Source organism: Paenibacillus sp. J22R56, assembly GCF_056269375.1.
On sequence record NZ_JBWDNV010000002.1, the window covers coordinates 171,424 to 193,051 of the forward strand.

Annotated in this window: 18 protein-coding genes and 1 other annotated feature (1 of these 19 cut by a window edge); of the genes, 16 read left to right on the plus strand and 2 right to left on the minus strand. The window is 47.8% G+C overall.

The window, feature by feature from the left end:
• Positions 1 to 139: a binding site (T-box leader), on the plus strand (it extends 76 nt beyond the left edge of the window).
• 82 nt (positions 140 to 221) lie between these two features.
• Positions 222 to 2,654, plus strand: a complete 2,433-nt coding sequence (gene leuS / locus AC0YNT_RS04570; protein WP_475803549.1) for a leucine--tRNA ligase — start codon at positions 222 to 224, stop codon at positions 2,652 to 2,654.
• Positions 2,655 to 2,700: 46 nt separating this feature from the next.
• On the opposite strand, the gene comER is transcribed toward leuS, so the two are convergent.
• The gene (comER, locus tag AC0YNT_RS04575; RefSeq protein WP_475803550.1) at positions 2,701 to 3,540 is read right to left on the minus strand and encodes a late competence protein ComER; all 840 of its coding nucleotides are present in this window, start codon (positions 3,538 to 3,540) and stop codon (positions 2,701 to 2,703) included.
• 106 nt (positions 3,541 to 3,646) lie between these two features.
• Here comER and AC0YNT_RS04580 point away from each other — a divergent pair, with 106 nt between their 5' ends.
• The 7 genes from AC0YNT_RS04580 to holA all read left to right on the plus strand — a co-directional run bounded on the left by AC0YNT_RS04580 (position 3,647) and on the right by holA (position 12,009).
• A complete protein-coding gene (locus AC0YNT_RS04580) occupies positions 3,647 to 4,138 on the plus strand; it encodes a ComEA family DNA-binding protein (protein WP_475803551.1) in 492 nt (163 codons plus the stop codon).
• 154 nt (positions 4,139 to 4,292) lie between these two features.
• The gene (locus AC0YNT_RS04585) at positions 4,293 to 5,597 is read left to right on the plus strand and encodes a homocysteine synthase (RefSeq protein ID WP_475803552.1); all 1,305 of its coding nucleotides are present in this window, start codon (positions 4,293 to 4,295) and stop codon (positions 5,595 to 5,597) included.
• Between the two features lie 119 nt (positions 5,598 to 5,716).
• A complete protein-coding gene (locus AC0YNT_RS04590) occupies positions 5,717 to 6,247 on the plus strand; it encodes a deoxycytidylate deaminase (RefSeq protein ID WP_167272301.1) in 531 nt (176 codons plus the stop codon).
• Between the two features lie 88 nt (positions 6,248 to 6,335).
• Positions 6,336 to 8,942, plus strand: coding sequence for a ComEC/Rec2 family competence protein (locus tag AC0YNT_RS04595; RefSeq protein WP_475803553.1), 2,607 nt, complete (start codon positions 6,336 to 6,338; stop codon positions 8,940 to 8,942).
• Positions 8,943 to 9,173: 231 nt separating this feature from the next.
• The gene (locus AC0YNT_RS04600) at positions 9,174 to 9,722 is read left to right on the plus strand and encodes a sigma-70 family RNA polymerase sigma factor (RefSeq protein WP_167272307.1); all 549 of its coding nucleotides are present in this window, start codon (positions 9,174 to 9,176) and stop codon (positions 9,720 to 9,722) included.
• A complete protein-coding gene (locus AC0YNT_RS04605; protein WP_475803554.1) occupies positions 9,719 to 10,729 on the plus strand; it encodes an anti-sigma factor family protein in 1,011 nt (336 codons plus the stop codon). The genes AC0YNT_RS04600 and AC0YNT_RS04605 overlap by 4 nt, the downstream gene beginning before the upstream one ends.
• A gap of 242 nt (positions 10,730 to 10,971) precedes the next feature.
• Positions 10,972 to 12,009, plus strand: a complete 1,038-nt coding sequence (gene holA / locus AC0YNT_RS04610; RefSeq protein ID WP_167272343.1) for a DNA polymerase III subunit delta — start codon at positions 10,972 to 10,974, stop codon at positions 12,007 to 12,009.
• 66 nt (positions 12,010 to 12,075) lie between these two features.
• Here holA and rpsT read toward each other — a convergent pair whose 3' ends face one another.
• Entirely contained in the window at positions 12,076 to 12,348 is a 273-nt protein-coding gene (gene rpsT, locus AC0YNT_RS04615; protein WP_167272346.1) for a 30S ribosomal protein S20, read from the minus strand.
• 218 nt (positions 12,349 to 12,566) lie between these two features.
• Between rpsT and gpr the strand changes: the two genes are divergently transcribed.
• The 8 genes from gpr to grpE all read left to right on the plus strand — a co-directional run bounded on the left by gpr (position 12,567) and on the right by grpE (position 21,605).
• Positions 12,567 to 13,574 (plus strand): GPR endopeptidase, encoded by a 1,008-nt coding sequence (gpr, locus tag AC0YNT_RS04620; RefSeq protein WP_167272349.1) that lies wholly within the window; start codon positions 12,567 to 12,569, stop codon positions 13,572 to 13,574.
• A 171-nt stretch (positions 13,575 to 13,745) separates the two neighbouring features.
• Positions 13,746 to 14,993, plus strand: coding sequence for a stage II sporulation protein P (gene spoIIP / locus AC0YNT_RS04625; protein WP_475803555.1), 1,248 nt, complete (start codon positions 13,746 to 13,748; stop codon positions 14,991 to 14,993).
• A gap of 56 nt (positions 14,994 to 15,049) precedes the next feature.
• Positions 15,050 to 15,478, plus strand: a complete 429-nt coding sequence (locus AC0YNT_RS04630) for a hypothetical protein (RefSeq protein ID WP_475803556.1) — start codon at positions 15,050 to 15,052, stop codon at positions 15,476 to 15,478.
• Positions 15,479 to 15,576: 98 nt separating this feature from the next.
• Positions 15,577 to 17,394, plus strand: a complete 1,818-nt coding sequence (lepA, locus tag AC0YNT_RS04635) for a translation elongation factor 4 (protein ID WP_475803557.1) — start codon at positions 15,577 to 15,579, stop codon at positions 17,392 to 17,394.
• A gap of 274 nt (positions 17,395 to 17,668) precedes the next feature.
• Positions 17,669 to 18,847 carry a radical SAM family heme chaperone HemW gene (hemW, locus tag AC0YNT_RS04640; RefSeq protein ID WP_475803558.1) on the plus strand — a complete coding sequence of 393 codons (1,179 nt, stop codon included), beginning with the start codon at positions 17,669 to 17,671 and terminating at the stop codon, positions 18,845 to 18,847.
• A 91-nt stretch (positions 18,848 to 18,938) separates the two neighbouring features.
• On the plus strand, positions 18,939 to 19,418 hold the full coding sequence (locus tag AC0YNT_RS04645; protein WP_167272363.1) for an N-acetyltransferase: 480 nt from the start codon (positions 18,939 to 18,941) through the stop codon (positions 19,416 to 19,418).
• 211 nt (positions 19,419 to 19,629) lie between these two features.
• The gene (hrcA, locus tag AC0YNT_RS04650) at positions 19,630 to 20,655 is read left to right on the plus strand and encodes a heat-inducible transcriptional repressor HrcA (RefSeq protein WP_167272367.1); all 1,026 of its coding nucleotides are present in this window, start codon (positions 19,630 to 19,632) and stop codon (positions 20,653 to 20,655) included.
• A 410-nt stretch (positions 20,656 to 21,065) separates the two neighbouring features.
• Positions 21,066 to 21,605: a nucleotide exchange factor GrpE gene (gene grpE, locus AC0YNT_RS04655; RefSeq protein WP_167272371.1), complete on the plus strand. Its 540-nt coding sequence runs from the start codon at positions 21,066 to 21,068 to the stop codon at positions 21,603 to 21,605.
• Positions 21,606 to 21,628 lie beyond the last annotated feature (23 nt).

Sequence of the window (21,628 nt, forward strand, 5' to 3'; positions counted from 1 at the left end):
CAGCGATATGAATCTCGCCTTGGAGCCTTGCGTGAGAACGCAACGATTAGCCTGCGTTAAAGGCAATGAGTGAGCGGAAGGCAAAGAATGCCGGCCGTTAACTAGGGTGGTACCACGGGAATAATCTCTCGTCCCTAGCGATAATACGCTGGGGGCGGGAGTTTTTTTATGTCTGATGATGCGTTGCTTAGAGCGTCGCACACATTTAGGAGGATATGATTATGAGTCAGGAATTTCACGGTTACAACCCGCTGACGGTAGAACCGAAATGGCAGAAATATTGGGATGAGAACAAATCTTTCAAAACAACGGAAGATCCGGGTAAGAAAAAATTCTATGCCCTTGATATGTTTCCTTATCCATCCGGTGCAGGCCTTCACGTAGGTCATCCTGAAGGCTACACAGCTACGGATATCGTATCCCGTTACAAACGGATGCGCGGTTACAACGTTCTGCATCCAATGGGATGGGACGCTTTCGGCTTGCCGGCTGAGCAATATGCTTTGCAAACAGGACGCCATCCGCGTGAGATTACGGTTGAGAATATTAACAACTTCCGCCGTCAGATCAAATCGCTTGGCTTCTCATATGACTGGGACCGCGAATTCAGCACAACAGATCCGGATTATTACAAATGGACACAATGGATTTTCATCCAATTGTATAACAAAGGTCTTGCTTATGTCGCAGAAGTTCCCGTTAACTGGTGTCCGGCACTTGGTACGGTATTGGCTAACGAAGAAGTTATTGACGGCCTCAGCGAACGCGGCGGCCATCCGGTTATCCGTAAGCCAATGCGTCAATGGATGCTGAAAATTACAGAATATGCAGAACGTTTGCTTGAAGATCTGGAAGAGCTCGACTGGTCGGAAAGCATTAAAGATATGCAGCGCAACTGGATCGGCAAATCGACAGGTGCTGAAGTGACTTTCGCGATTGATGGTCACGATGCTTCGCTGGTTGTATTCACAACTCGCCCAGATACGTTGTTTGGTGCAACTTATTGCGTTCTTGCTCCTGAGCATGAATTGGTTGCTCAAATTACAACAGCGGATCAAGCGGCTGCAGTTGAAGCTTACAAAGAAGCAGCAGCACGTAAGAGCGACCTGGAGCGTACTGACCTTGCGAAGGACAAAACAGGCGTATTTACAGGTGCTTATGCAATCAACCCAGTTAACGGCGTGAAGACACCAATCTGGATTGCAGATTATGTACTTGCCGGTTACGGAACAGGTGCAATTATGGCGGTACCAGGCCATGATACACGCGACTGGGAGTTTGCAAAACAATTTGATCTGCCAATCGTTGAGGTTGTCCAAGGCGGCGACGTAACGAAAGAAGCTTATGCAGGCGATGGTCCTCACGTAAACTCTGATTTCTTGAATGGCTTGAACAATGAAGATGGCATTAAAGCAATGATTGAGCACCTGGATGCTTCGGGTAAAGGTCAAGGTAAAGTGACTTACCGTCTGCGCGATTGGCTGTTCAGCCGTCAGCGTTACTGGGGTGAGCCAATTCCAATTCTTCATCTGGAAGACGGCACAATGAAGCCGGTTCCGGTAGATCAACTGCCACTGGTACTGCCTGATGTAGAAGCGATTAAACCATCCGGCACAGGTGAGTCACCACTTGCGAATGTTACCGATTGGGTGAATACAGTTGATCCGGAGACAGGCATGAAAGCTCGTCGTGAGACAAACACGATGCCGCAATGGGCGGGAAGCTGCTGGTATTACCTGCGCTTTATCGATCCGAAGAACGAGAACGAAATTTGTTCGCCAGAGAAGCAAAAGGAATGGCTGCCGGTTGACCTGTACATCGGCGGAGCTGAGCATGCGGTGCTTCACCTCTTGTACGCTCGTTTCTGGCATAAAGTACTCTACGATCTTGGCGTCGTGAATACAAAAGAACCTTTCCACAAGCTGGTTAACCAAGGTATGATTCTTGGTACCAACAACGAGAAAATGTCCAAATCACGCGGAAATGTGATTAACCCGGACGATATTGTTGGCGAGTTCGGTGCTGATACACTTCGTATGTACGAAATGTTCATGGGACCTTTGGAAGCAACAAAACCATGGAACACAAACGGCGTAGAAGGCACTTATCGCTTCCTGAGCCGCGTATGGCGCTTGTTCATCAGTGATGACGGCAGCGTAACATCGAAAATCTCAGATGGCGAGACGACTAAGGCGTTCAAGCAAACTTGGCACCGTACAATCAAGAAAGTAACGGATGACTTTGAGAACCTGCGCTTTAATACGGCGATCAGCCAATTGATGATTTTCGTGAACGAAGCTTATAAAACAGATGTTCTGCCGCTTGAAGCGATGAAGAACTTCCTGCAAATGTTGTCACCGCTTGCTCCGCATATTACGGAAGAGCTGTGGGAGAAGCTTGGCGGTACCGAGTCGATCACTTACGCTGAATGGCCGTCCTATGAAGAAGCTTTGACAGTTGATGACGAAGTTGAAATCGTTGTACAAGTAAACGGTAAAATTATCGAGCGCGTATCCATTGCTGCTAACACGGATGAAGCAGAGATGGAACGGATCGCTAAAGACATGGATAAAGTGAAAGAACTGATAGAAGGCAAAACGATCCGGAAGCTGATCGTTGTTAAGGGCAAGCTCGTCAACATTGTGGCGAACTAAATAGCAGACAAAAGAAGAGGTGAGCGGTCCAGCAGCACAAATTGTGCTACTGTCCGTTCACCTCTTTTCCGTAGAAATCATCGGTTATTTTGGCGACATCTTCGTCGAACTTTTGATGTGTCGTACGGATCAGCCGGTTAAAGGTCCCGTCAAGTTCACGGCTCAGGAGCTGGAGTGCTTTAGCGGTTATTCCTCCGGGAACGGCAACTTTGCGCTGAACATCCTCTGGCGACAGTCCGCCTTCAGTCAAGAGCAGCCCTGTACCGAGCAGCATCTCACTTGCTACCTTTACCGCATCCTCACGGGCAATGCCAGTCTCGCATACGGCAGCATCAACAAATTGCTCTACTAGATAGGCGAAAAAAGCAGGTCCGCAGCTCGACAGGTCCGAGACGATCCGTGTGTAAGGCTCCTCAATCGGAAGCGGTTCGCTTATGAATGCAAGCAGATCTTCAATTGTGCGTTGATCCTCCTCATTTATACGTGAGCCATATATGCACAAGGTAGCTCCGCTCCAGACGAGATTGGTGACACTTGGAATGACCTTTGCAATTTTGCAAGGTAATAACTCTTCCAAATGCGCGATAAGGACCGGACTTGTAATAGATATTAGAAGCTGCTCTGGCTGCAAGACCGGTAGCAGCTCATCGATTACATTTTTATATTCATGCGGTTTGACACATAAAAACAAGATATCGCTTGCACTTGCGGTGCTTGCATTCGAACGCTCGGCTCTCATTCCGGGATATCGCTCGGCAAGCGCCTGCGCTTTGGCGTATGTGCGGTTGCTGATAACGATCTGACACGGGTCGAGTGCTCCCGATGCGACGAATGCTTCGATCAGCAGGCTTCCCATCGCGCCCGTCCCAATGAATCCGACATTCATGCTCAGCCCTCCCAACAGTTTTGCTCTTTTAACCTATTCCGTAAGACTTGCCACATATGACATGAAGTTGCTAAAAATCCCTTTTTACGAAGAAAGGAGCGTTATTTTGGATAGTCATCTCTATGGACGTCGAACAAATAAAAATGTATGGCAGCTGATTGTTCCTTTATTGCTTATCGGTATTGCTGCTTTATTATTAGTTGCTGCCTTCGCCCAGCCGAAGCAGAAGGTACCAGATGATTGGACTCAGTTGAACCGTGAAGTGGATAGTGCGTTACAGACGCAAGCAGAAGTGGAAGTGGAAGAGCAAGTGGTGGTGCCTGAGAAGGCTAAGAGCGAAGTGCCGGAAGAAAATAGTTCATCAATTAAACCAACGGAGACTATATTGGATACTTCTGCTGGTAAACTGGACATTAACCGGGCAACGGCTGAACAGCTTGATTCGCTTAAAGGTATAGGACCGGCTAAAGCGCAGGCCATATTGGCAGACCGTGAACAGAATGGACCTTTCCAATCCGTAGATGATCTATTAAGAGTGAAGGGGATCGGAAGTAAATTGCTGGCAGGTATAAAAGATAGCATTGTCGCTGCGCCTTGAGTATGAGAAAATGGGACAAGGTGCAGGGAGCTATTCCCAGCCCAAAGACCATATTCAGGCAGTAAGCCCGATACTAATGGACTACCATATACCGAGCCGCTTGCTTTGAAGTGGTTGAAGCATGTCCATCCTATAATCCAAGGAGTTGTTGCACATGACGAATCAAGATCAGAACAAGCGATCACTCGACACATTGGCTGTCCACGGGGGCCAGGAAATTGACCCTACTACTTTTGCCAGAGCCGTTCCGATTTACCAGACGACCTCGTACGGTTTCCGAGATACGGACCATGCGGCTAACCTGTTCTCCCTGCAGGAATTTGGCAACATTTATACACGTTTAATGAACCCGACAACGGATGTGCTTGAGAAACGTGTAGCTGAGCTCGAAGGAGCACCAGCGGCACTTGCTGTTGCGTCCGGACAAGCTGCTATTACGTATTCCATTATGAATATTGCTGGTGCAGGCGATGAGATAGTATCTGCTACAAGCTTGTATGGCGGTACATATAATTTGTTCTCGACAACCTTGCCAAAGCTTGGCATTCATGTGAACTTTGTGGATCCGTCAAATCCTGAGAATTTCCGTGCAGCGATTACGGATCGGACAAAGGCTTTGTACGCGGAAACGCTGGGTAACCCGAAGGGTGATGTACTTGATATTGAAGCTGTAGCTGCTATTGCGCATGAACATGGCATTCCGCTGATCGTGGATAATACATTCCCAAGTCCATACTTGCTTCGCCCAATTGAGCATGGCGCTGATATCGTTGTACATTCAGCAACCAAATTTATTGGTGGTCATGGTACATCCATTGGCGGCGTTATCGTAGATGGAGGCAAATTCGACTGGAAAGCCAGCGGCAAATTCCCTGGCCTTACGGAGCCGGATCCAAGTTACAATGGCATAGTATATACGGATGCGGTTGGTCCAATTGCCTATATTATTAAAGCACGGGTGCAGCTGCTTCGGGATATGGGTGCAGCTTTGTCACCGTTCAACTCATTCCTGCTGCTCCAAGGGCTTGAAACGCTGCATTTGCGGATGGAACGGCATAGCTCCAACGCCTTAAAAGTCGCACAGTTCCTGGAAACACATGAAGCTGTGGAATGGGTCAGCTACCCCGGTCTGGAATGTCATCCTTCGTATAAGCTGGCTCAGAGATATATGCCTGACGGCCAAGGCGCAATCTTGACCTTTGGTATTAAAGGTGGAGTTGAAGCGGGCAAGAAAGTCATTAATTCCGTGAAGCTGTTCTCGCATTTGGCAAACGTAGGTGATTCGAAGTCGCTTATTATTCACCCGGCAAGTACGACGCATCAGCAGCTGTCGGCAGAAGAGCAGGGAGCAGCGGGCGTAAGCTCCGGTCTGATCAGGCTGTCGATCGGTACAGAAGGAATTCGGGATATTTTATCCGACCTTGATCAAGCTCTGCGCGGAAGCCAATTGAACTCATAAATTAGTCTTATCATGATAGAACCTTATACAACTAGAAAGAGACAGAACCGGCGATTGCCTCCATGAAAAGGTTTATCGCCGGAAAGCTGTCCGTGCAAAAGGAAAAGGAGCTGGACATAATGTCAGAAGTACAAGATGCGTCACGGAAAGACTGGGACACCTATTTTATGGATATCGCTTATATGGTATCGACACGCTCGCGTTGTCCCCGCCGTCATGTAGGTTCGGTGCTGGTGCAGGGTAAGAAGTTGCTTGGTACTGCTTATAATGGTGCTCCGATGGGTGTGCAGGACTGCTCAGAGGCAGGCTGTATGATTGCAGAGGAATGGGAAATGAAGCTTGGTGATGACGGTAAGGAGCAAATGGTAAAAAAACAGCGCTGCATTCGCACCATTCATGCGGAGCAAAACTTACTGCTGTTCACAGATCGGGCAGACCGAGAAGGTTCTACTGTATACGTAACTGACCAGCCTTGCTGGACCTGTGCCAATATGCTGGCGAACAGCGGAGTGAAGGAAATTGTGTTTCACCGCAGCTATCCGAAGGATAGTGATAAGGTCAGCCTGCTGATGAAGCAAAAGGGGATCGTGTTCCGTTCGCTCACCGATTATGAGCCGCCGCCGCAGGCGAGTATGAAAGTCATATCCTAACTGAATAAGCGAATGGGGAAGAACCTCTGTATGCATCTTATTTGATGTGTTCAGAGGTTCTTTTTGCATTGTAAGGGAGGGAAGAAGGGTGAACAAGCGGCCATTGGTTTGGTTTGCTGTGTTTTGGATGGTTGGGAGTACCATTGGGGCTGAGTTTAATCCTATGGGGATTGTGATGGCGGCAGGGGGAATGGCACTCGTGCTAGTTGCCCTTGTGCTGCTAAAGCAGGCGACGCCAAGGCTCGCCGCTGTCTGTTTGCTAGGCTGCGCCTTGGCTGCCGGGGAGAGATTGTGGGCAGATGCCCGCAATGTGACGGCGCTCGCCGGGCTTGATATGCCGGACGCTTCGTACGAAGTCGAAGTGTCCGGCACGATTGTATCCGCGGTCGAGGTCGATGGCGACCGCGCGGCGTTTCGCGTGACGGCTGATACCGTCCGCGTCCAGGGGAAGCAGCCGCTTAAGCTTCGCGAGCGGCTGCTTGTTCAAGTGCGGCTTGCTGAGCAGCCGCACCAGGAGATCGCCGCCGCGTGGCATCGCGGCGACAAAGTGCGCTTCGCCAGCGAACTGTCGCTGCCGGCGGGCGCATCCAATAGCGGCGGCTTCGATTACCGCCGCTATCTATCCAGCCAGCATATCCACTGGCTGGTCAAGGTCACGGGCATCGGCGCCGTCCATGCGGCGCCGGGCCCGGGCTGGACCGCGGCCGCTGTGCTCGGCCGCGTTGATGCCGCGCGCGACTGGCTTGGCGCGCGGTTTGACTCTTTGTACCCGGCCGATCAGTCCGGGTACATGAAGGGTCTGGTCCTCGGCATCCGCGAGGACCTGGACCCGGATCAGTTCCAGCAGTTTTCACGGCTGGGACTGACTCATATTTTAGCCATATCAGGCCTCCATGTAGCTGTATTTATATACGCGCTTGGCGCTATATTGCGGCTGTTTCGCATGACACGGGAGCGAATGCTGATCACGCTTATGCTGGCTGTACCGCTGTATGTGCTGCTGTCCGGCTCTTCACCTTCGGTGGTGCGGGCAGGACTGATGACCATGCTTGGGCTTCTTGCCGCCCGTATGGACAAGCTGAAAGACGGCTTACATCTCCTCGCAGCAGCAGCGGTTGGTATGCTCATGTGGAATCCTTATTTCATACAAGATGTAAGCTTCCAATTGTCCTTTTCTGTTACAGCAGGGTTGATTTTGTTTGTGCCGTCTGTCAGACATGCAATGCCGCATTGGCCAAAAGGTAAAGCGCTGTTTGATCTGCTTGTCGTGACGATTGTTGCGCAGGCCGTTTCTTTCCCGCTGACTATCTATTATTTTAATCAATTTCACCTGTTATCGATTCCGGCGAATCTCATTCTTGTGCCGTTTATCAGCTTCATTATTATGCCGATTGGTGCAGTTGCTTTGTTTTTTGGGTTGTTGTGGCCGCTTGGCGGACAATTACTCGCTGCTGTAAGTGTATACGCGAATGACTGGACATTCCTGTTAGTCGAGAAGCTTGGGGAAGTAGACGTAGTCCATTCCATATGGGCAACGCCGCCACTATGGTGGATTGCTGCTTGGTATTTAATTCTTGCCGTAATTTGTCGCTTACTTCCAGCAGCCCCATCCGTTGTCCACAAGGAGGATATAGATGAAACGGTCCCCTTGCAAGAAGCTGCGGCAAGCCAGGACATGGCTCCTATATGGGAGCTGCAAGAAGAACAACAACGGCCAATATGGCAGAGCAGATTCGCATTCATCACAGCAGCTGGCTTGGCTGGAATCGCATTGCTTTTATATGCGTATTTTCCCGATGTGCTGAATCGTACGGCAGATGTAGATGTGCTGGATGTTGGGCAAGGTGATTCTATTTACATCCGTACGCCGCAGGGCAAACGGATTTTGGTTGATGGCGGTGGTACTCTTTCCTTTCGAAAGCCTGGAGAGGAGTGGAAGGAGCGAAGTGATCCTTTTGAGGTTGGAGGAAAGGTAGTTGTTCCCTTATTAATGAAGCGGGGTGTTCATGCGATTGATCTCTTGGTTATTTCGCATCTGGACAGTGACCATATTCGTGGATTAAAAGCCGTTCTTGATGCGATCCCGGTTCGAGCCATTTTATGGAATGGAAGTATCAAGCGAGTAGAGGACGCAGAAGGACTTCTCAGCGAAGCTGTGCGGAAGGGTATTCCTCTATATCGTGCGGAGCTTGGACAGCAGTGGAAGATGGATAAGGAAACGGCAATAACGGTTTTATGGCCGCCTCCTGCTTCTAACAAAACGATCCCAATAGTTGAAGAGCAAAACGACGACAGTGTCGTGTTACATATGCAGATCTATCAGTCAACGTTCCTCTTGTCCGGCGATATAAGCTCAGAAGCTGAGTCTGCTATTTTGTCACGTTTGGATGAGGCAGACGCCGCGGGAACGTCATCTCAGTCGTTGAAGCAGCAGCTTGCTAAAAGAATTGATGTACTTAAAGTTGCTCATCATGGGAGCCGATTTTCCACCTCGGAAGCCTGGCTTTCGTTTTGGCGGCCACTTCAGGCAGCGATTTCGGTTGGTGCCACCAATACATATGGGCATCCGCACCCGGATGTGCTGAACCGCCTTAAGGCGGCTGCTGTGGATGCTTTTCGCACGGATCAAGATGGTGAGATTCGTTACAAAGTGAAAAGAACGGGAATATATGAGCAAATCATCAAACAGAAATAGGCAGGTGCGAGACGTCTAAAGTACCCCTTTGCCTATCAGGTCATCCTGTTAAAATGCTCCATTAAACCTAAGTCACTAGGAACTACCTATATACGGGGTTCCATTTTTTTGTTATCCTTTAGGTTGGAGTTTTCTACTTTTTCATTCGAATTATTAAAGTATTTTCATTTAGTTATGCAACATTTTATGCAACCAACTCGTCAGAGAGGTTGCAAGAGAGGGGGATCCTTCGTGGTGGAGCCAGGCCTTATTAGAGCCGCTCAGTCAGGAGATCGGGATGCTTTAATTACTCTGTTGCGAGAGATTGAAACCCATGTTTACCGGACAGCCTATTATATATTGAATAACGAACAGGATGCGATGGATGCGGCTCAAGAAGCGCTTATCCGCATATATACGAAAATCGGCTCCTACGAAGAGAAGGCCCAGTTCAAAACATGGATTCAACGTATTGTAACAAATATTTGTATAGATAAGTTTAGAAGAAGCAAGCCAACCGTATCGATAGACGAGCATGAAATGGTATTCCGAGAGAAGCAAAATGTGGAAGATGAGGTCTTGACGACATATGCCGTTCAAGATATTCGCAATGCAATTGACAAACTGCCTGAGCATCATCGCGCAGTAGTTGTACTGCGGTATTTGCAGGATTTCTCCTATAACGAAATCGCGGATTCGCTTGATCTGCCATTAAATACGGTTAAATCATACTTATTCCGAGCTAGGCAGCAGCTTCAAACTTTACTACATGATTATCAGAAAGGTGGTGTCCGGGGATGACTTGTCAAGAGGTGATCGAATACATGAATCGGCAGCTAGACGACGATCTGAATGAACATGAATATGAGATCTTGATCAAGCATACAAGACATTGTCCGGACTGTGCAGCAATGTTTGAGCGGCTGAAAAAACTGTCCGAGGAGCTGGGGAATCTGCCCCAAGTTATGCCGAGGTTCAGTTTGGTAGATGCCATATTACCTAAGCTTGAATTTATGGAGCCAATACGGCTGCCAGAAGCTGCAGCGGTTGAAATTCCGGCAGTTAATATTCCTTCTCAGCAGTCGAACCGTCGGGCAAAATCACGGCATCAGCTCCGATTCCGGGCTATTAGCGGTATTATTGCAGCCAGTGTTGCTGCAGGCTTATTCCTTGTGTCTTATAACGCAGGTTTGTTTAGTCCTTCGCAAAGATTCAGCGACGCGGATAATGCAGGTGCGAATACAGCATCTTCACAGTCGGCTGATACATTTATGTCTGATGCGAGGGTCCAACCATTCTCTAATGACACCAAAGGCACAGTGAGTACGGAGACCGATCGGTCATTTGCAAAAGAAGAGCAAAGCACGACAAATGAGTTTAAATCGGATTCTAATACTGACGGGACATCGGCCAACACGGGGGATTCAAGTGAGAACGGTATTGCAGCTGAGGAACCGCAAACAGGCAGCAACGCTTCTACTGATGATGCCCCATCCAACAGTGACCCTAATGTAGGCAGTGACAATGGAAGCGGCCCAACCCTAGGTATAACCTCGGACCCTGCACAGCTTGAGGCTGCATCACCCGACGGACAATATATTGCGAAAGTTACTGGGTTCGTCATTCATGTTTATAAGAGTGGCGAGGTAGCATCGGTCTTTGAAGCACGTAAAAACGGTAAATTTGCTAATCTTGTTTGGTCGGACGATAACAAACAGCTGACCTATGACATTCAGCTGGAATCCGGCGGTATGGAGCGTTACGTCATTAGTACCGATACGATGACGGAATCAAAGGCTTCTCATTAATCGAGACAATTTTACCGCGATATTCGCACACTTTTCACTCCACCTGCGTAAGATAAAGGAATTGAAGAGTTAACGTAAGCCTTGATCAAAAGTATGACCATCCGCAGGGCGGTACCATGGACCTGCCTGCCGGTGTTTATATAGATGTTCAGGGACAAAGGGATGAGGCCTTATCTGCTCATCCCTTTGTTGCCGTTCAAAAGGCGAAGTAAGTCGGTGTATTAGGTGAAAGAGGTGCAGCGATGGACGCGAAAGAAGCGTTGAAGGAAATCAAAGCGGGTAAGTTTCGTCCCGCATATGTAATATATGGAAAAGACCGGTTTCGGATCGGACAATTTACGGACACGTTGACGGATGCCATGTTCACACCGGATGAACGTGAGCTTGGTGTAGTGAAATTTGATACTTCGGAGACGCTGATTGAAGAAGCAGCGCTTGAAGCGGAGACCCTTCCTTTCTTTGTAGAACGTAAGCTCGTCATTGTACGTGACTCTGTCGTATTCGCCGCTGGCGGCAAGGAAGGCGGCAAGCTGGATCATAAGACGGATCGGCTACAGCATTATTTGGACATGCCGTCCGAGACGACGGTTATGTTATTTATTATCAATGCAGAGAAGCTGGATGAACGTCGCAAGCTGGTGAAGATGCTGAAGGACAGAGATGCGCTCATTGCCTATCAAGAACTGGATGCGGCCGAGCTGCGGCGCTGGGTCGTTAAGCGGGCGGAGGAGCAGAAGCGCACGATGACCCCGGATGCGGCCGATCTACTACTCGTGCGGACAGGACAGAATATGCAGCAGCTGGCCATTGAAGTGGACAAGCTTTGTCTGCATGCAGGTGAAGGCGGCGTCATTGGTGTAGAAGAGACAGATATGCTGACGGTCTCTACGGTTGAAGAGGATGTATTTGCACTAGTGGATGCAATTGCTGGTCTACAGGTTGACCGCTCGCTTAAGCTTTACAGAGCACTGCTTGTACGTCGCGAAGAGCCGATCAAGATTGCTGCCCTTATTGCCAGGCAACTTCGAATTATGCTACAGATTAAGGAGCTTGAACAGCATAGGTATTCGCCGCAGCAAATGGCGGGCCAGATTGGTCTGCATCCATACGCGGTTAAGCTTGCTGCAGAGAAGAGTCAAAAGTTCCAAGTCAAGCGGCTGGGAGCACTTCTTAATGATGTGGCTGATCTGGATTATAAAATGAAAACAGGCGCCATTGATAAGACGCTTGGACTGGAGCTGTTCCTCCTGTCGCTTGGCGTCCAGCAAAGTGCCAAATGAAAATGAAATTAAAAAAGGCTTCGCTCACCGATTGCTCGGGAGGCGAAGCCTTTTTGTTTGCGGTTATTAAGCTTGAGCCGAAAGGGCGTTCAGCTTTTTAGCAAGACGAGATTTTTTGCGGGAAGCCGCATTTTTATGAATCAGGCCTTTAGTAGCCGCTTTATCCAATTTTTTCGTTGCAGCGATCAGAGCCGCTTTAGCAGCATCTACATCAGTGCCAGCGATCGCTTGATCAGCGGATTTAACAGCTGTGCGAAGCGCAGATTTTTGGGAAGCGTTCAAAGCGCGGCGTTTTTCGCTCGTTTTAACGCGTTTAATTGCGGATTTAATGTTTGGCATCGAATTTCACCTCCTACAAAGTTTGCGTAAGCAAACAAAAAGCATACGCTATAAGTCTAGGTAACACAACTTAAAATATATTACCATGTACAGGTCCGAAAAGCAATAGCGTACCGAGCCTGCCATTTTTGCTCATCTCCTGCCAAAGTATGAAATCGTCTCCCTTGCGAACAATAAGCTGGAGATGATGGCATTGCTTTTGAAGGGAGAATGGATAGATGACTGAACTTGATATGCAGATGTACAATATCCGCACGGATCTGGCGCTGGAAGCAAAGGAAATGGCGGAGCAGCTTGGCGGCGGTGGGCCAATTCCAGGCATCCATTCCGAAACAACAGATGATAATGGGATTATGATCACTCATCTTCATGTTCAGAATGAGCAAGGCTCGCGTGCGATAGGCAAAGTGCCCGGCCGTTACGTCACCATAGAAGTGCCTGCGCTGCGGAATCAGGATACGGAGCTGCAGGATCGTGTAGCAACTCAATTCGCGAAGCATTTCGAGATGTTCTTGGAACGGCTTGGGATAGGTAAGACAGCTAAAGTACTTATTGTTGGTCTCGGGAATTGGAACGTCACACCGGATGCGCTTGGACCGCTGGTGGTGGAGAATGTGATGGTTACGCGCCACTTTTTCGAGCTTATGCCAGATCAAGTTGCACCTGGGTATCGTGCGGTTAGTGCCGTCGCTCCGGGTGTACTGGGGATTACGGGGATCGAGTCGAGCGAGATTGTACAAGGAATCGCGGAGAAAACAAAACCCGATGTCATTATTGCAATTGACGCTTTGGCATCCAAATCACTTGATCGGGTAAATACGACGATTCAAATTGCAGACATCGGTATTCATCCGGGCTCAGGGATTGGCAACAAGCGTAAAGGGTTGACGAAGGAGATTCTAGGTATCCCTGTCATTGCGATAGGTGTGCCGACAGTGGTCTATGCATCAACGATTGTGAACCATACAATTGAGCTGATGAGAAGCCATATGGCAGCGAACAATGGGAATAACGATCAGATCTTTGGTCTGATGAATCAGATGGGCGAGGCAGAACGTCTTCAGCTTGTGAAAGAGGCTCTTAACCCCATGGGCCATGATCTGCTTGTAACACCTAAGGAGATTGACGAGTTTATTGAAGATATCGCCAACATCATTGCCAGCGGACTGAACGCCTCTCTCCATGAAGCAGTCGATACTGACAATGTCGCTGCCTATACACATTGATTAATTAGACGCTCTTGAAGCTTAACAGCCTCAGGAGCTTTTTTTCGTTATAAAAACAACTCTCTTAATCTATCAATTGAAATCTAGTATTTCATTTCTGGTTCTATCAAAGCTTCTTGTCTCATAGATTAATAGCAGATGAGCAACGAGAAGTGGGAGGTAGAACTTGTAATGAAAAAAACCATTATGCTGTTTGATCTGACGAGAGGAAGCAAGCGTATTCGAGAGCTGCTCGTAACGGGTAAAACATTCGTGGTGTTGTCGATATGTTCCATGTTGTTTTTTGTTGCAATTGGTATTGCCGGCATGGCGCATCAGCATTCGCTGTCTGCTCCAGTTTCTTCTATGACAGGTTTTGCAGCTTCCGTTTCAAGCGGGTTCTTTGGGGATATGCTAGAAATGGAGATGCCTCAGTTCCATAGCAGTAAATCAGCTGAGGAGTTATCCGGTACACAAATAAGCAGCTTTCTCATCCGACTAATGACGGATGTTAATCCTAGTGATCCAAGAAGCCTCATCGCCGGTGAAATTCCAGGAATGAGTGCAGATGAATCATTTCTGATCGCCAAAGGGGTCGGAACGGATTTGAATGTTTGGCCGGAAGATAATGCGCCAAGTCAAGGAGATTCTAATTCGAATGGAAATGGAAATGATCCTGGCTTGCCTGGTGGAGTCGATGAGCCCACAGAAACAACGACACCGCCAACACCGACACCAACAGAGACGTCGACCCCAACACCAACGCCAGACAATTCAGGCTCAGAACATACAACAGGAAAAGATAAAGTTGTGTTTATCTACCACTCCCACAGCCGGGAATCCTGGTATCCGGAGCTGACGGATAAGAATGGCGACGCAAATTCGGCATCAAAAAATATTACGCTTGTTGGAGCTAGGCTGGCATCGAAGCTGGAAGACCTCGGCGTTGGCACAACTCACTCGGATACGGATTATCCGACAGCCATTAAGAATTATGATTGGAACTACTCCTATAAGTACTCGAAGAAAACGGTGCAAGAAGCATTAGCGAGCAACAAGAAGCTGAAGTTTTTCTTCGATATCCATCGGGATTCGGGCAGACGCAAAACGACAACGGTTGATATTGAAGGTAAAAGCTATGCACAAGTATATTTCATTATTGGACATAAGAATCCGGATTGGAAAAAGAACGCGGAATTTGCAACACAAATTCATGATGCTTTAGAAAAAGAATATCCGGGCATATCTCGTGGGATCCTGGGGAAAACAACCGCAACCGGTAATGGAGAATATAATCAATCGCTTGCCGATGACAGTGTGCTGATAGAGATCGGCGGCGTGGACAATACGTTAACAGAGAGCTACCGGACAGCGGATGTGCTGGCGAAAATTATCGCAGAAATTTACTGGGATGCAGAGAAAGTGTCTGCTACGAAATAATAAATTAGGTCAAGGCTGCTGCGGCAGCCTTACCTCATGGAAGGAGCTGGAGAGCAATGAAGGGTACTCTGAAATGGATACTGCTTGGAGGAGTTCTTGTCTTTATTATTTTGTACGGAGTAGAGATGTCTTCTTCAGGAATAGAAAAGATCTATGGACCAATTGATGGTGAAGGCACTTCGTCAGCTATTATGTCACAAGACAACACGAGGTCTATCTCGGAAGAAGATTACGAAGATACGGTTGAGAGCACAGGATTGTCCAAATCGGCTGAACGGAAAATTGACGCACTTGAGAAAGAACTGAAGGAAGTTCGGAAGATTGCCGAGGAATCTGCCCGTCATGAGCGGCTGCCAGGCATTTCGTCTGATTCCGGTGAGCCAGCGGTGAATAAGGTAGCGGATGGAACTGCCGGATTGCTTCAGTCCGTATCCAGCGGCAGCATAAGGTTCATCGCTTCCATTCTGAATTCCGTGACAGGCTAGCTCCGCATCTTTGTGGCAAACCGCATTGCTGGTACACCGTATAGCTGATATAATGGAAAGAATGATTAGCTATATAATGGATTGTGTGGGGGTTAGGCATGACTGACGTTCGTGACCGGCAAAAGAAAATTAGGAATTTCTCAATTATTGCACATATTGACCACGGGAAGTCGACGCTCGCTGACCGTATTCTTGAGTTTACCGGAGCGTTATCTTCGCGCGAAATGCAAGAGCAGGTCCTCGACCAGATGGATCTGGAGCGGGAGCGCGGTATCACCATTAAACTTCAGGCTGTACGGCTTACGTACAAAGCGGATGATGGTGAAGAATACTTACTTAACTTGATCGATACGCCTGGGCATGTCGATTTCACGTATGAAGTATCCCGCAGTATGGCTGCGTGTGAAGGAGCACTGCTTGTAGTAGATGCTGCACAAGGCATCGAAGCACAGACGCTTGCGAATGTTTACTTGGCACTCGACAACAGCCTGGAGATTCTTCCGGTTATTAATAAAATTGACCTGCCAAGCGCAGAGCCAGAACGCGTGAAGCAAGAGATCGAGGATGTTATTGGTCTTGATGCAAGCGATGCTGTTCTTGCCTCGGCTAAAGCGGGTATCGGAATTAAAGAAATTTTAGAGCAAGTGGTGCAAAAGGTACCGGCTCCAACTGGTGATCCAGATGAACCACTTAAAGCGCTTATCTTTGACTCCCATTATGACCCATACAAAGGGGTTATCGTGTATGTACGTGTCATTGACGGCAGTATCAAACCAGGCAAGAAAATCCGCTTTATGGCGACAGGCGCTGAATTCGAGGTTATCGAGGTAGGTGCGTTCAAACCACGGATGAGTATTGTGGACGAGCTTGCAGTAGGTGACGTTGGCTTCGTCGTAGCGGGTATCAAGAATGTAAAAGATACACGTGTTGGTGATACGGTGACGGAAGCGAAACGTCCGGCTCCTGAAGCACTACCTGGTTACCGCAAAATTAACCCAATGGTATTCTGCGGTCTGTATCCGATTGAAACGCAAGATTATAATGATCTGCGTGAAGCACTTGAGAAGCTTGAGCTGAATGATGCATCGCTGCGTTATGAGCCAGAGACCTCTACAGCGCTTGGATTCGGCTTCCGTTGCGGATTCCTTGGTCTATTGCATATGGAAATTATTCAGGAACGTATCGAACGTGAATTTAATATTCCGCTCATTACGACAGCGCCAAGCGTAATTTACCGTGTAACGCTTACGAATGGTGATGTACTTACCATCGATAATCCGTCCAATTATCCAGAAGCAGGCAAGCTCGACTTTGTTGAAGAGCCATATGTCAAAGCGGCGATTATTGTACCTAATGATTACGTAGGTGCGATTATGGAATTATGCCAAGGCAAGCGAGGCGAGTTCGTCAATATGGAGTACTTGGACACAAACCGTGTTACGCTTACTTATGAAGTTCCGCTGTCGGAGATTGTGTATGACTTCTTCGATCAACTGAAATCAAGCACTAAAGGTTACGCGTCCTTCGACTATGAGGTATCTGGATACCGCAGATCGAATCTTGTGAAGATGGATATTATGTTGAACAACGAGCAAGTTGATGCCTTGTCCGTTATCGTTCACCGTGATCGTGCTTACCATCGCGGCCGGATTATTTGTCAGAAGATGAAAGAGCTTATTCCGCGCCAAATGTTCGAGGTTCCTGTACAGGCTTCGATTGGTACGAAAGTAATCGCTCGTGAGACGGTTAAAGCAATGCGTAAAAACGTTCTTGCCAAATGTTATGGCGGTGACATCAGCCGTAAACGGAAACTTCTGGACAAGCAGAAGGAAGGTAAGAAACGGATGAAGCAGGTCGGCAGCGTAGAGGTTCCTCAAGAGGCCTTCATGGCGGTGCTGAAAATCGACGAGGATTAAGGGGAGTTGCTCCTTAGTCTGTCGTTTCTATAGTGAGTAGGCGGCAGATTGGGGACAGGGTATCTCGTTACAGCCGCTGTTGCCAGCCATTTGCCTGAATCATATTCGGAAGTAGCAAATGTCTGGCAAAGGCGGGCGCTTCGCTCTTCCACGAGATACCCTTTACCCCATCGCCGTAACTCACGTATAACGAATGACAGGACTAAGGAGAGCTTGCTCACCTTAGTCCTGTCGATTTTTTTAGATAGGTAAAAAGAAAAGAGGGAATTTCAAGATGATTAATTACGCGCCTAAGGCGCTTTATATTCATATCCCGTTTTGTACGAACAAATGTCATTATTGTGATTTCACTTCGTATGTATTAAAGGGACAGCCTGTTGATGAGTATCTGGAAGCTCTTGAGAGAGAGATGGCCTTAACTGTTGCTCAAATGCCGCCGGAGAGAATCGATACCGTATTTGTTGGAGGAGGTACGCCAACGGTACTGACCCCGCCGCAGATGGAACGTTTCCTCGCTTCGGTCAAAAAGTATTTTCCACTTGCAGATGATGTGGAGTTTACGATGGAAGCTAACCCTGGTACAACTGATCCTGAGAAGCTTGCAGCTATGTTCGCTGGCGGTGTGAACCGGATCAGCTTTGGCGTGCAGTCGTTCAACAATGCGCTGCTTGAGCGGATTGGCCGTATTCATAGTGTGGAAGATGTATATAAGAGTCTTGAGAATGCCCGTGCTGCAGGTTTTACGAATCTGTCGATCGATCTGATGTTCGGATTGCCAGGCCAAACGGTAGAGACCTTAGAGGATAGCGTTAACAAAGCGCTGGCATTGGACCTGCCGCATTATTCGTTGTACAGCCTCAAGGTAGAGGAGAATACGTTGTTCCACAAGTTGTATCAACGTGATGAACTGCCTTTGCCTCCTGAGGATGAGGAATTTAATATGTATACACTGCTTATGGACCGTCTGAAGGAAGCAGGACGTAATCATTATGAGATCAGCAACTTCGCACGACCAGGCTATGAGAGCAGACATAATTCGACTTATTGGCGTAATGAGCCGTATTACGGACTTGGGGCAGGGGCACATGGATACGCGAGTGGACTGCGTCACGTCAATGTGAAAGGCGTTCAGCCATACATTGAATATACAAAGACAAAGCTGCCGCGGCTGGAAGAGAACTCCGTACCTGAATACGAAGCGATGGAAGACTTTATGATGGTGGGGCTTCGCCTGCTTAAAGGTGTTCGTGCCTCGGATTACGCTGCTCAATTTGAAGGACGTAAACTTGAGGATAAGTTTGGTTCTATTATTGAGAAACTCGAGAAAAATGGTCTGCTTGAACGCATCGAAGATGCAGGAGATACCGTATATAAATTGACGGATAAGGGCGTTCTTTTTGGCAATGACGTGTTTGGGTCGTTCATTGGACTCGAAGAGGAAGTTGCTGGCTAATATTCGGAAAATTAGATCTTGAGAAAACATGCGACATGCTGTATATTTATTCACATGGAATGAATTTGCACCGGGTGGAGGCGATTGCAGCATGGAGGCGACGGAACAATTAACGGTGGTTTGCAGAAAAGCGGCACCGGAAGATGTGGAAACTTTGTATGAACTCATTAAAGGCTATGCGGAACAGGGTATCATGCTGCCCCGCACCCGGGAGACGCTTAAGTATCAGCTGGATACGTTTGTTGTGGCAGAGCTTGGTGACAAGGTCGTTGGCTGCGGCTCATTATTACGGCTTGGCGCTGATTTGGTTGAGATCCGTTCGCTGGGCATGACTGAGGGTTACAGAGGTCTCAAGATCGGCAATAAGCTTGTTGATTTTCTGATCGAACAAGCAAGAGAGCAAGGCATACCAAAAGTTATGGCGCTCACTTATGCGGTTAATTTCTTCCTGCGGAACGGATTTACCGTTGTGGAGAAAGAGATTTTTCCGGAAAAGGTTTGGAAGGACTGTGTAAACTGTCCGAAGCAGCATGCTTGCGACGAAATCGCTGTATTGAAAATGTTGAGCTAATCCGATGAGGATTAGTCAAATCATAAAATGGACAAAAGGTTAGGCAGCATGCCTAGCCTTTTTATTATGTTAATCATTAGAAGACAGGCCTGAAAATGCTGAACCGACTTGACAATGAACAAGGTGGTTTGGTATTTTTGTATTAATGATTAGCACTCGGCTCTAATGAGTGCTAACGAGAAGGTCAGATAATCTTTTTGGAGGGATGCGAATGTTGACTGAACGGCAAAGAATGATACTGAATGCAATTGTAGACGACTATATCCGTTCTGCTGAGCCAGTTGGTTCTAGAAGCATTTCGAAGCGCGGCGACGTAGGCTTCAGCCCTGCAACCATTCGTAATGAAATGGCCGATCTGGAGGAGCTTGGTTTCCTCGAGCAGCCGCATACGTCGGCAGGACGCATTCCATCTACTAAAGGTTATCGGTATTACGTTGATCATCTCGTGAAGCTAAATGAAATTAATGATACAGATATGAATCAGGCTCGTTCCTTCTTCTCAGAGAAAATGAGTCAGATGGAGCAAGTCATCCAGCATGCAGCGATGATCTTGTCCAATCTTACGAACTACACGTCGATCTTGCTTGGGCCGGAGATGTTCAGCAATTCGCTGAAACATTTTAATTTGGTGCCTCTAGATGATAAGTCGGCTGTTGCGATTATTGTGACGAATACCGGTCATGTTGAGAATAGGACGATTACAATTCCTCCCGGCATCCGAATGGATGAGATGGAGAAGATTGTGAACATCCTGAATGCGAAGTTGATTGGCATTCCGCTCGTTCGTCTCAAGTCAAAGCTGTATGCAGAAGTTGGTCAAGAGCTGGAACGTTATGTTGATCATTGCGAAGAAGTGCTTGGTATTCTGGACAGTGCACTGACAAATGATGATGAGCAGCGGATTTTCCTTAGCGGAACAACGAACATGCTTACACAGCCGGAGTTTAAAGATGTTGATAAAGTGAAGACGATCCTGGATTTGCTAGATCAAACACCTGCCGTTATGAAAATGATTTCCGCAGCACCTTCGGGTATACAAGTGAGGATTGGAACAGAAAATGACCAAGAGGCAATCGCGAATTGCAGTTTGATTACGGCAACTTATCAGTTGGACGGAAAGTCACTTGGCACCATTGGAATACTTGGTCCTACCCGTATGGAATACGGGAAAGTTATTAGCCTCCTTGATGTTATTAGTAAGGATTTGGCTTTAATCATGGGACGCTTCTATAAATAGCGTCGGATTGCTGTTGCTTGTTCGATTGGTGCTGTATGCTTGGCGCGTACGAACGTGGTGTTGCCTTCCGTCGCTGTTTAAAACGGGAATTTGGATTGATATTCCTAGCGGAATATTCCCGTTTTCAAAGGCGAGCGCTGCGCTCTTCAGGCATCACCACGTTCTCCCGCGCACGGCGCGCAGCACCAGACGAACGGCAAGGGCAAGCGCGCACGATTTATCTGCGCTTAGACAGTGTAAAGAATTATGCTAACGAAGTAAGAATTGCTTCGCAATAATGCTTACGAAGTAAGAATTGCACGACTGGCTCAGCCAGTTGTGTTGCAATTCTTTTAAGGATTATGCTTACGAAGTAAGAATTGCACGACTGGCTCAGCCAGTTGTGTTGCAATTCTTTTAAGGAGGTGAATATGGTGAGTAATGACCAACAACATAACGAAACAATCGATGAAGTTATAGACGAGCAAGTGGAAGAGCAGCAAGAGGTTGAAGTGCAGGAAGATTCGCGCCTTGAAGAGCTCGAAAAGCTGGCCGAGGAGAATCAACAAAGATACTTACGTGCACAAGCGGACTTCGATAATTTCCGTCGTCGTACGCAAAAGGAAAAAGAAGATCTTGCGCAATACGCTTCCATGAAGCTGATCGGACAACTGCTTCCAGTTGTCGATAACTTCGAACGTGCTGTATCAGCGGCTACCGCTAATCAGGACTTTGATGCGCTTGCCAAAGGCGTGGATATGATTTTCCGTCAACTCGAGCAAACGCTGCAGCAAGAAGGCCTTAAAGCAATGGAGGCTGTTGGTGAGGCGTTTAACCCTGAATTCCATCAAGCAATTATGACAGTGGAATCAGATGAGCACGAAGAAGGCATTGTCGTTGAGGAAGTGCAAAAGGGTTACATCCTGAAGGATCGTGTCCTGCGTCCTGCAATGGTTAAAGTAAGCGGCTAATAATTATTCCTTTCATTGGAATT